Genomic DNA, 11,219 nt, shown 5'->3' on the forward strand with positions numbered 1-11,219 from the left:
ACTGCAATAGTAGTTTAGCTTTCTGGCCTTACCTGGCTTTACCTGGCTTTACCGATATACGGGCATCCGGATCATGGGGGTTATAGTGCGTCTTGTTGCTGAGCAGGCGTGCTTTTTTGTGGGATGCACCGGCAGGGCGTACCGGACTGTCACTTAAGTTTCGTTGGTGTTTCTCTACGCGCTTCAGCTCGTGCGAAGGAGCGGAGATATGTGCGGGGGGTACCGTGCCACCATGCTTTTTAGTAGTTTCCCGATTTTCTTCCGACACTTTTTTCAAGTGATCGCCTATGGAGGTGGCCGGCACTTTTACCACTATGCTTTCCATGGACGCATTTGCTTTTACCGGGGCCGAATCTACCGCCTGGGTATGGCCGGATACCATTCCGCTGTCGACACACAGGGCAAATACCTTGTTGAACAATGTACCGAACAGGGATGTTGGGTAAAGTTGCCTCGTCCTGCAGATTGTTGAATGCCATGGCAGATCCTCGTCTATGTCATAACCCAGAAAGTAGAGCACGTCCATTCGCATTCAGCAATGCTCCACCAGTTTTCGTTCGGAGGTGATGTTCTCAAGGTATCCCGTAATCAGTAGCTTAAAAAAGACCACGGGGTGGATAGAAGGGTTGCCGGTCTTGCCATAAAGTTCCTTCGTGTCCTTATAAAGAAAACTTAGGTCAAGCGTTTCGCGGAGTCTTCTGTAAAGATTTTCCTTTGGAATCCGGTCTGATAACCGGGAGCTGAGGAAGAGGAAGAGTTTTTCGGTGTAATTCTTTCTGCCTTGCATACCTTTAATTTACGAATTTCCGCACTTTTATAAAAGGAAAAATCGATATCTATTGGAGTTCTGCAACAACCACATCCGTCTTATGGCACTGTTTAAAAATTGTGTTTCTGAAAGCATAGGAATTACTAGTAGGTTCTCTTTTTACCTGATTTAATTATCAAAAATTTATACTTTCTAAATTATCACATTAATATTCAATAGTCTTCCTCCAAGTCAAAGTCCATGTATGCTAAAGGTGATTTTAAAACCATGGCAAGTAGCCATCACTTGAGCGCAATTGGATTCTTAGTGTCCCTTTTAAACTTTTTCTTGATTTCCTGCATAAGTCAATAGAATAAGTCCTACTCGTTATCACCGGGGAGTTTTGCATTGAATTTTCTATGTATTTTGCCTAAGAAGATAGTTTATCCTTAAAATCGTTTATTACCCCGCCCTTCAACAGCAATCCTATTTGCCTATCGCTAAGGCTATGCTTCGTGAAAATTTCGATAGTGTTGTTCTTGTTTTTTACCTTGACCCCTATGAGGCCTTTATTCATTATATCTTCCCTTAGGTTTTTGAACTCGATCAAAGCACCTTGTTCGATATCGTCATAATTCTGGGGATTGTCGAATTCCAAGGGAAGAATCCCGAAATTTATCAGATTCTGCCATGCGATCCGTGCATAATCCTTGGCAATGACCGCCACTTGTCCTAAATATTTTGGTGCTATCGCAGCATGTTCCCTACTACTGCCCTGTGCGTAGTTTTCCCCGGCCACGACGATATGACCACCGTGTTTTACTTTGGCAAGTATGGCCCGATCATAAAATGTTTCATCGATTACTGAGTAGGAGTATTTACTTATTTCAGGAATATTGCTTCTAAACGGAAGCACTTCCGCACCTGCTTTCAATATTTCATCCGTAGAGACATTGTCCCCCATCTTTAATAGTACGGGAACTTCGTATGCCGATTTTAGAGCGTTCATCTCTGGAAGAGATTTGATATTGGGTCCCTTTTTAAGCTTGATTTCGAGGTTGTTCTTGGTCGGCGCCACCAACATATCTACATTGATAATTTCCTGATTTGGAGCTTCGTATTGCGGATATTGCATTCCATATATCTTTTCAAGGTCTCTTGGGTCCGTAATCATCCCCGTTAATGCGGAGGCGGCAGCTGTTTCAGGACTACATAGATAGACCTGATCGTCCTTTGTTCCCGAACGATCTGGAAAATTACGGGGCATCGTCCGAAGACTTATAGTGCCACTTGCCGGAGCCTGTCCCATACCAATGCAGCCCATACAGCCGGATTGGTGATAGCGCGCCCCTGCCTTTATCAGATTGGCAAAGGTTCCGTTCCCTATCATATTTTGAATAATCTGTCTGGAAGTGGGATTGATATCGAAGGATACTTCCTCGTTTACGCTTCTATCCTTTACAATGGCACCTGCCATCCAGAAATCCCGAAGTCCCGGATTGGCGGAAGAACCGATGACCACCTGACTGATTTTTCTGTTTTCCACATCGCGAACGGGGACAACATTGCCAGGGCTTGTGGGCAAAGCAATTAGAGGAACCAGTTCATCCATCAGAATTTCATGCTCCAAGTCATAGGAGCAACCTTCATCCGCTAAAATTTCGGTCCAATCGTCTTCCCTTCCCTGGGATTTTAGAAAGCGACGGGTTTCGCCATCACTTGGAAATACCGTTGTAGTAGCACCGAGCTCGGCACCCATATTCGCTATGACATGCCTATCCATGGCACTCAAATACTTTAATCCACTCCCATAATACTCTATTATTTTACCTACACCCCCTTTAACACCAAAACGACGTAACATTTCAAGTATGACGTCTTTGGCGCTTACCCAATCGGGAAGTTTACCCATCAGTTTCACGCCCATAATCTTTGGCATTTTTACAAAATAGGGTTGCCCGGCTATGGCAGCGGCCACATCCAATCCACCTGTTCCAATGGCAAGCATTCCCAAAGATCCCGCAGCACAACTATGACTATCGGAACCTACTAGGGACTTCCCCGGAATTCCAAAACGTTCCATATGAACGGGATGACTTACTCCGTTACCGGGCTTGCTGTACCATAGCCCGAATTTTTGAGCCGCCGAATATAAAAAAAGATGGTCGTCCGCATTTTTAAAATCGGTCTGTAATAAATTATGATCTATATATTGCACAGCCACTTCGGTCTTTGCCCTTTTGAGACCCATTGCTTCCAGTTCCAACTGTACCAAAGTTCCTGTAGCATCTTGCAATAATGCCTGATCTATTATTAGTCCAATTTCCGTTCCCGGGTCCGCTTTCCCGGTTATCAAGTGGGATTGTATCAATTTCTGCGCAACGTTCAATGAATTCATGTTTTTGTTTTTAAAAACTACGTTTAACTAAAGTGTTCGACAGGTTTGTCATGAGAAAGTATCAAGGAATTGGGAATTTCGATAAAATTGTAAGTGTTTATAGAAGATATGAATTTCTGGACTCATATAAAAATGAGAAGGAAAGAAGTTTTGCTAAAAGTGTCCAAGTCTCCTAAGTTTTGGTTCATCAACGACAGCTTTTTAAATATTACCAACTTCGGAATACAATCATTATTCATTAACAGGCAATAACCACAGCGTCCTTTTTTATGGGTGTTCATCAAGTCCCCCCATACCCAATGGTCGGGTCATCGAATACATAGGTAACCACTAGACGCGTACCTATTTATGTAGGCATTTCGTGAGCATATTTCAAAGCAGTTAAGAAATTTTCTAAGTAATCGGCGGCATATGGAATTGTTTTCACTTGAAAATAGATTCCAATTTAAGTGTCTTAATTATAAACTAAAAAGGAGTGAAAATATGACCTGAATTATACAACCATTTTCTCAATCATGACTTAGGTCATTATATATGTGTAAGCAAATCAATACCTTGTATTAGTTACAAATAGTACGAATTAAGTTATAACAACATGAGCGATAAAAGAAAATTAAAGAGGAAAGGAAAACAATCAAACCCTACGAATCTAACTGGCGGCACCGATGTCAAGAATAAAACATTTGATATTGAAAAAAAAACTATAGATGAAAACCAAAGCAAAAAATAGCATAGAAAGAACAATGGAACCGCACAGTTATAATGATTTGCTTTACTAAATTTTAAAAAATCACCCTATTAAAACTATATCAGATGAAAACTAATAGACTTTCGGGTAAGCTCTCAGCCGCATTAAATGAGCAAATGACAAAAGAAGCACATGCTGCACAAATTTACTTATCGTATGCTGCATGGGCTGACAATGATGGATATAGTGGTATTACAAATTTTCTTTTCCGTCATGCAGCGGAAGAGCGAAACCACATGATGAAGTTGTTTGAATACATTTTAAAAAGAGGCGCAAAAGTAAAAGTGACTGCCATCCCTGCTCCCACAGCCGACCCTGTAAGTGTAAACAATTGTTTTGAAAAAGTATTTGAGCATGAAGTAAGTAATACTAAAGCCATTTATAACTTAGTAAAGTTGTCCCATACTGAAGAAGATTGGGCTACATGGAATTTCTTGCAATGGTTTGTGAAGGAACAGACAGAAGAAGAAAATCTTGCTATCAGTTTATTAGATAAAATTAAAATTGCAGGGGGTGAAAAGGCCTCACAAGATGCGCTGTATTTATTTGATAAAGATTTAGGGGAAACTCCAGACAATGTGAGATTGGCGCAGAAAGTAACAACTGATAATCCTTAATAACTATGAAAAAACAACATTGTATTTCAATTTTCTGCGGATTGTTGGTTAAGAGTAACTGTCCAATTTAGGTTGGATGCAAAGTACCGTATTCAAAAAATACAAACCCTCACCAAGGTCATGCAAAGCTGCGACCATCTAAAGTGATTTTGTATGTATAACTAATACATGGTAACAGATTTAAGTCTTCACGGAAATAACATTAAAGCAATATCATAATGGAAACAATAGAAAAAATAGAAACAAAAGAAAAAATTAGCGCCATGCCTCGGATAGGGGATGTCGCACCAACATTTGAAGCAATAACAACGCAGGGGAACATAAATTTCCCGGCCGACTATGTGGGTAAATGGGTTATACTCTTTAGCCATCCGGCCGATTTTACCCCTGTATGTACCTCTGAGTTCATAACGTTCGCAAATCTTGAAAGTAAGTTCGACAAGGCCAACTGCAAATTGGTGGGTTTGTCAATTGATGGCTTGTATAGCCATATTGCTTGGTTGCGAACGATTAAGGATAAAATTGAGTTTAATGGAATGGAAAACGTTGAGGTCAAATTCCCTTTAATTGAGGACATTACGATGGAAGTGGCCAAAAAGTATGGAATGATTCAGCCAGGGGAAAGCAAGACACAGGCAGTAAGGGCGGTATTCTTTATTGACCCCAACAGTATTGTAAGGGCCATTATTTATTACCCTTTGAGCTTAGGAAGAAATTTTGATGAAATCTATAGGGCTTTGATAGCGATGAAAACATCGGATGCATTTAATGTAGCAACTCCTGCAGATTGGAATCCTGGAGACGATGTTATTGTTTCACCTGCGGGAACTTGCGGTGTTGCAGAAGAAAGAATGACTTCCGATGATGAGTTGGAGTGCAAAGACTGGTTTTTCTGTACCAAAAAATTAGACAAGGATACCGTGTTGGATAAAATTCTCAAGAAATAATAGCCTGTATTATAATGCTGCAATTATTTTAAAACAAGATAGTGGTAGTTAGAATGCTTTTGGGAATTAAGAGCCTGATTGTATGGTGCGAGTTTCTCTTATGCCTAGTTAAACCTTGCATTTAAATTAATAGACAAAAAACGTTAAGAATGAACAAGCGGAAATTTTTAAACCAAGCCATGTTGGTATCGGCAGGTGCTTATATTGCGCCTTCCGTGCTACTATCGGCTTGTAAATCAGAATCTAAAAAAGAAAAAATCATGAAAACAACTTCAGTTGCTACGAGTACTTTTAAATTACCCGAACTTCCGTATGGCTACAATGCCTTTCCAGAAACTATTGATCCTTTAACTATGGAAATACATTATACGAAACATCATCAGGGATATACCGATAAACTTAACGGGGCTTTAAAAGAAACCAATATTTCTGGGAAAACGATAGAAGAAATTTTAAGTATGGATAATCTCTCTGATGCGATACGCAACAATGGTGGCGGTTATTTTAATCATAGTCTATATTGGGACATCTTAACTCCTGGCGGTACCATGAGCAGTAGCTTTAAAGCTAAAATTATTGAAGATTTTGGATCAGAGGAAGCCTTTATGAATGAATTGTCAGAGGCGGGTGCAAAACGTTTTGGATCAGGTTGGGCTTGGCTTGTTCAAGATAATGACAAAAAATTACACATTTCCGCTACACCTAATCAGGATAATCCATTGATGAAAGTATCAGAGATGAGCGGAACACCAATATTAGGTATTGACGTTTGGGAACACGCTTATTATCTCAAATATCAAAATAAAAGAACAGAGTACCTTAAAAAAATATTTAAAATAATTAACTGGAATAAAGTGGAAGCCAGAATGATTTAATTTTTATTTTTTTTCGCAATTCCGATATAGATGTAACGATTAAACTACCTCTTAAAACAATCTTGCTTTTAGATTAGTATAGAATATACAGGATTGAGACTTTAAATAGGTCTTTACTAAACTTAAGTAAACAAATCACGATGAAGTAATGTTTAAAATTTAAATATAGTCGAACTAAAATCAAAAAATTATGAAAAAATATGTGGTAGAGTTTATAGGTAGCTTCTTTCTTTTGCTGATAATTGTTGTTTCCGTTAATGGTACTGCCGGCAATATGGCGCCTTTAGCCATTGGGAGTATTCTCATGGTAATGGTTTTTGCGGGTGGATATATATCCGGGGGCCATTTTAATCCTGCGGTTACCCAAGGTGTTTGGATACGTGGTAATGTCAAAGCCACGGATGTCCCAAGGTATATGATAGGTTAGTTACTGGGATTACTTTTGGGGGCATTTACAGCTACATATTTTTTGGGCTTTATACCTGGAGTCACCCAGATTAGCATCAGTGGAATATTTGATTTTATGGGAGGTGCTTTGGCCGAATTTCTTGGCACTTTTGCACTTGTTTGGGTGGTATTGCACACAGCTACAGCCACGGATATAAAAGGCAATTCATTTTACGGGCTCGCCATAGGATTTACGATTATGTCAAGTGCCTATGGTTTGGGAGGGATAACCGGAGGGGAGTTCAACCCTGCCGTAGCAGTAGGTATTAGTACCATTGGCATGACTACTTGGGACAATATTCTAGCTTTTCTCCTAGGTCAGTTGCTCGCTGGGGTAGCAGCTGCATTTGTATTTAAGTATGTGACCGGTGATCCCTTAAAAACAAATGAAAATGGCAAATAAGAATAAGTTAATTTATTTTACAAATCAATAATACCAATTAATATGAAAAACATCGAAAATCCAGAAAGTCCCGCTAAATGTCCATTCCGAGGTACCCGAATAGGTGGAGCAATTGGAACTCCTCCCCAGATTGATGATTGGTGGCCCAACCGCTTACAAGTTGAGTTGCTACATCAGGATCAGCCTGCAGCTAATCCAATAAGTGAAGAAAATTATAAAAAAGCTTTTAATAAAATTGATTTCCAGCAATTGAAGAAAGATATCAAAGCTTTACTTGTTGATTCAAAAGAATGGTGGCCGGCAGATTACAACAATTATGGCCCGCAAATGGTTCGTATGGCGTGGCACGCAGCGGGTACCTATCGCATAGCGGACGGCCGAGGTGGAGCAGGACAAGCCATGCAGCGCTTTGCCCCTATCAATTCCTGGTGGGACAATGGAAATACTGACAAATCACGCCGCCTGATTTGGCCTATTAAAAAGAAATATGGGGCAGCACTATCATGGGCAGATCTTATGGTATTGACCGGTAATTGCGCCTTGGAAATAATGAATTTTCCTACCTACGGTTTTGGAGGTGGAAGACTTGACGCGTGGGAACCAGACCGTAGTACCTACTGGGGACCAGAATTCTGGAATGGCAAGCCCTTTAAGGAATCAAAAGTTGGTGAATACTACGACGGTCATCCTGATAAAATGGTAACCCAAACGCTCCGCTGGGAGGGAGAACCGTCGGACGAGAATCGGGACCTTGAAAACCCTCTCGCCGCTACCCATCAGGCATTAATTTATGTAAATCCTGAAGGACCCGGTGGTAATGGGGAACCGATGGATTCTGCAAGAGCAATTCGAGAATCATTTAAGCGCATGGCGATGGATGATGAAGAAACGGTAGCTTTAATTGCAGGCGGACATGCATTCGGGAAGAGTCACGGTATGGTAACTACCGATAAGATTGGTGCAGCACCAGAAGCGGCACCTATACAGGCCATGGGCATGGGCTGGCAGAACCCAGAGGGCACGGGATTTGCCCAATACACAATGACCAATGGGATTGAGGGTTCATGGACGCCAGACCCTACACAATGGGACAATAACTACTTGATTAACCTGTTCAAATTTGAATGGAAAAAGAAAGAAAGTCCAGCGGGAGCCATCCAATGGACTCCGGTAGACCCAAGTGCTCCAAAGACTCCAGATGCACATCTAGATGGAACGATGAACGATTTGATGATGATGACGTCTGATATTGCTTTAAAGGTAGATCCCGAATATCGTAAAGTATGTGAGAAATTCTTAAATGACTTTGATTATTTCACAGAAGCCTTTTCAAAAGCTTGGTACAAATTAACGCATCGGGATATGGGACCAAAAGATCGCTATTTAGGTCCTGAAGTAGCCAAAGATGATTTGTTGTGGCAAGATCCAATTCCGGCCTGTAATCATGAATTGGTCAACGATAGTGACATAGCTGATTTGAAAAATCAGATCATCGGCAGTGATTTAAGCGGATCCGCTCTAGTTTCTGCAGCTTGGTCCTCAGCGGCTGTGTACCGCGATTCCGACAAAAGAGGTGGTGCAAATGGAGCGCGTATAGCGCTGGAACCACAGAATAACTGGATAATGAATCGACCTTCCGAGCTTAATAAGGTTCTTGATACGCTCAAAAAAATTCAAAGCGATTTCAATTCTAATCAATTAGGTAATAAGCAAGTTTCTCTTGCTGATTTAGTGGTTTTAGGTGGTTGTACTGCTATTGAAAAGGCTGCTAAAGATGCTGGTACGCACATTACAGTGCCTTTTATACCAGGACGTATGGACACTACTCAGGAACATACTGATGTAGAAAGTTTCAATTATTTACAGCCTGTTTCTGACGGGTTCAAAAACTACCATAATGATAAAGTAGGATACCGTGTACCATCAGAACGAATCTTCCTTGACCGTGCCCAATTATTAACATTGAATGCACCAGAATGGACGGTATTAGTAGGTGGACTTCGCGTATTGGATCAAAATTACGATTACGCTAAACATGGTGTATTTACTGACCGCCCCGGGCAACTGTCCAATGACTTCTTCAGGGTGCTCACCAGTATGGACTATGAGTGGGTTCCTCAAGGTCAAAATGAAATGCTGTTCAACATTACTGATCGGAAAAGCGGAACCACAAAATACACAGCTACCCGCTGCGATTTAATATTTGGTTCCAATGCTCAACTACGCAACATCGCTGAAGTTTACGGAGCTGATGACGGGCAAGAGCGCTTTGTAAAAGATTTCGTAGCAGCCTGGGATAAAGTGATGATGCTTGATCGCTTTGATTTGCAATAAATTTAAATCTGAATAGATTGCATCCATTATTTATAAGCACTTTGATAAGCCTACACTAGGCAAACACATTTCCAAAGGCTTGTCAAAGAGCTTACAAGTAACAACTCAATTGTGCTACATACTAAAACTTAAAATTATGTAAATGACAAAGTATTCTAAACTATATCGAATTATTCATTGGGCAATAGCAGTTTCATTTCTGTTATTGTTAATTACGATCTTTTTGCGATTAACGTGGATGAACAAGAATAATGTGGCATCTATCATTCAAGATTATTTGAGTGGTACCAATCAGGTTTTATCTCAAGACCAACTTATTACGTTAGCAAAAAAGATAAGACAGCCCATGTGGGATTGGCATGTTTACATTGGTTATGTATTGACAGGATTATTTAGCTTACGTTTTATACTTCCGTTTTTTGGACAGATGAAGTTTCAAAATTCTTTTGGTAAAAATCTATCCTTAAAGGAGAAATTTCAAAAATACACATACCTCATTTTTTATCTCTTTGTCATTATTTCGTTAACTACAGGACTTATTATTGAATTTGGGCGAAAAGAATTAAAAAGCACAATGGAAGAAATCCATGTACTTGGAATTTATTACTTGATAGTGTTTATAGGAATTTATCTGGCAGGTGTATTGATAGCAGAATTTACAGATCAAAAAGGAATTATTTCAAGGATAATAAGCGGCTCGAAAAAGGGAAATTAAAAAACACGAAAGCACAACAAATAGCGAGCTGTATAAATACCCAAAAAAGATGGATTGATATTTTATTAAAAAACAGATAGATGACCACATTTTTTTAAACTAGAAAGTCAAATTATACGAATTAAAAACGGGAAACAATGAAACAAGGAAAAGAGGATTTTAAGTTTGTAAAAGAAGTGAAGAATAAAACACGAAACTTTCTTTTGAAAAAGGATAAATTGACAAAAGTTGGTTTCTTAATTATTGTAATTGTGTTGGTTGTTAACTTCATAGTATTTCTTATAAGTTCTGCCGACTTATTTTAAAAAAGTAAATAATGATGGAAAATAACCCTAAAATAATGCAAAAGATTCCATCCAAAATGCATGATAAAATGATGAAAAAGGAAATGCAAAGAAACTAGAAATCAATACTAGAATTTTTAAAAATTATTATGTTTCGATTAACCACTTTTTAGAAAAATCAAATTAAAAATCAATAAATATATTATGAAAACAAATCGACTTCCAGAAATGCTAACAACAGCATTGAACGAACAAATGACAAAAGAAGCGCATGCTTCGCAAATCTATTTATCATATGCCTCATGGGCTGACAACGATGGATATAGTGGCATTGCAAATTTTCTTTTCCGGCATGCAGCGGAAGAGCGTAATCACATGATGAAGTTGTTTGAATACATTTTAAAAAGAGGCGCAAAAGTAAAAGTGACTGCCATACCTGCTCCCACAGCCGAGCCTGTAAGCGTAAACAATTGTTTTGAAAAAGTGTTTGAGCATGAAGTAAGTAATACTAAAGCCATTTATAACTTAGTAAAGTTGTCCCATACTGAAGAAGATTGGGCGACATGGAATTTCTTACAATGGTTTGTGAAGGAACAGACAGAAGAAGAAAATCTTGCTATCAGTTTATTAGATAAAATTAAAATTGCAGGCGGTGAAAAAGCCACAATAGATACACTGTATTTATTCGATAAAGATTTAGAAA

The 11,219-nt window shown here is 39.3% G+C and carries 11 protein-coding genes and 1 pseudogene; 10 read left to right on the plus strand and 2 right to left on the minus strand.

Going from position 1 to position 11,219, the window contains the following annotated elements; genetic code table 11:
• Positions 1-28: 28 nt before the first annotated feature.
• Both ES765_RS18150 and ES765_RS18160 read right to left on the minus strand, forming a co-directional pair.
• Positions 29-787 (minus strand): annotated as a pseudogene (locus ES765_RS18150) (transposase).
• A 391-nt stretch (positions 788-1,178) separates the two neighbouring features.
• Entirely contained in the window at positions 1,179-3,146 is a 1,968-nt protein-coding gene (locus ES765_RS18160) for an aconitate hydratase (protein WP_138115770.1), read from the minus strand.
• A 595-nt stretch (positions 3,147-3,741) separates the two neighbouring features.
• Here ES765_RS18160 and ES765_RS22620 point away from each other — a divergent pair.
• The 10 genes from ES765_RS22620 to ES765_RS18195 form a co-directional block, all read left to right on the plus strand.
• Positions 3,742-3,876: a hypothetical protein gene (locus ES765_RS22620; protein WP_262710694.1), complete on the plus strand. Its 135-nt coding sequence runs from the start codon at positions 3,742-3,744 to the stop codon at positions 3,874-3,876.
• Positions 3,877-3,959: 83 nt separating this feature from the next.
• Entirely contained in the window at positions 3,960-4,511 is a 552-nt protein-coding gene (locus tag ES765_RS18165) for a ferritin (RefSeq protein WP_138115771.1), read from the plus strand.
• A 218-nt stretch (positions 4,512-4,729) separates the two neighbouring features.
• Complete coding sequence (locus tag ES765_RS18170; RefSeq protein WP_138115772.1) at positions 4,730-5,458, plus strand: peroxiredoxin; 729 nt, start codon at positions 4,730-4,732, stop codon at positions 5,456-5,458.
• Between the two features lie 260 nt (positions 5,459-5,718).
• Positions 5,719-6,333 carry a superoxide dismutase gene (locus ES765_RS18175; RefSeq protein WP_212744264.1) on the plus strand — a complete coding sequence of 205 codons (615 nt, stop codon included), beginning with the start codon at positions 5,719-5,721 and terminating at the stop codon, positions 6,331-6,333.
• A 190-nt stretch (positions 6,334-6,523) separates the two neighbouring features.
• Positions 6,524-6,760 carry an aquaporin gene (locus tag ES765_RS22100; RefSeq protein ID WP_212744262.1) on the plus strand — a complete coding sequence of 79 codons (237 nt, stop codon included), beginning with the start codon at positions 6,524-6,526 and terminating at the stop codon, positions 6,758-6,760.
• A gap of 15 nt (positions 6,761-6,775) precedes the next feature.
• On the plus strand, positions 6,776-7,183 hold the full coding sequence (locus ES765_RS22105) for an aquaporin (RefSeq protein ID WP_212744263.1): 408 nt from the start codon (positions 6,776-6,778) through the stop codon (positions 7,181-7,183).
• A 42-nt stretch (positions 7,184-7,225) separates the two neighbouring features.
• Complete coding sequence (gene katG, locus ES765_RS18185) at positions 7,226-9,517, plus strand: catalase/peroxidase HPI (RefSeq protein ID WP_138115773.1); 2,292 nt, start codon at positions 7,226-7,228, stop codon at positions 9,515-9,517.
• Positions 9,518-9,659: 142 nt separating this feature from the next.
• Positions 9,660-10,232, plus strand: a complete 573-nt coding sequence (locus tag ES765_RS18190; RefSeq protein ID WP_171017363.1) for a cytochrome b/b6 domain-containing protein — start codon at positions 9,660-9,662, stop codon at positions 10,230-10,232.
• 137 nt (positions 10,233-10,369) lie between these two features.
• On the plus strand, positions 10,370-10,537 hold the full coding sequence (locus ES765_RS21880) for a hypothetical protein (RefSeq protein ID WP_171017364.1): 168 nt from the start codon (positions 10,370-10,372) through the stop codon (positions 10,535-10,537).
• 183 nt (positions 10,538-10,720) lie between these two features.
• Positions 10,721-11,219: ferritin (locus tag ES765_RS18195; protein WP_138115774.1), on the plus strand; the 499-nt coding region annotated here is incomplete at its 3' end.

Source organism: Maribacter sp. ACAM166 (assembly GCF_005771495.1).
In the GTDB taxonomy this organism is placed as follows: Bacteria; Bacteroidota; Bacteroidia; order Flavobacteriales; family Flavobacteriaceae; genus Maribacter.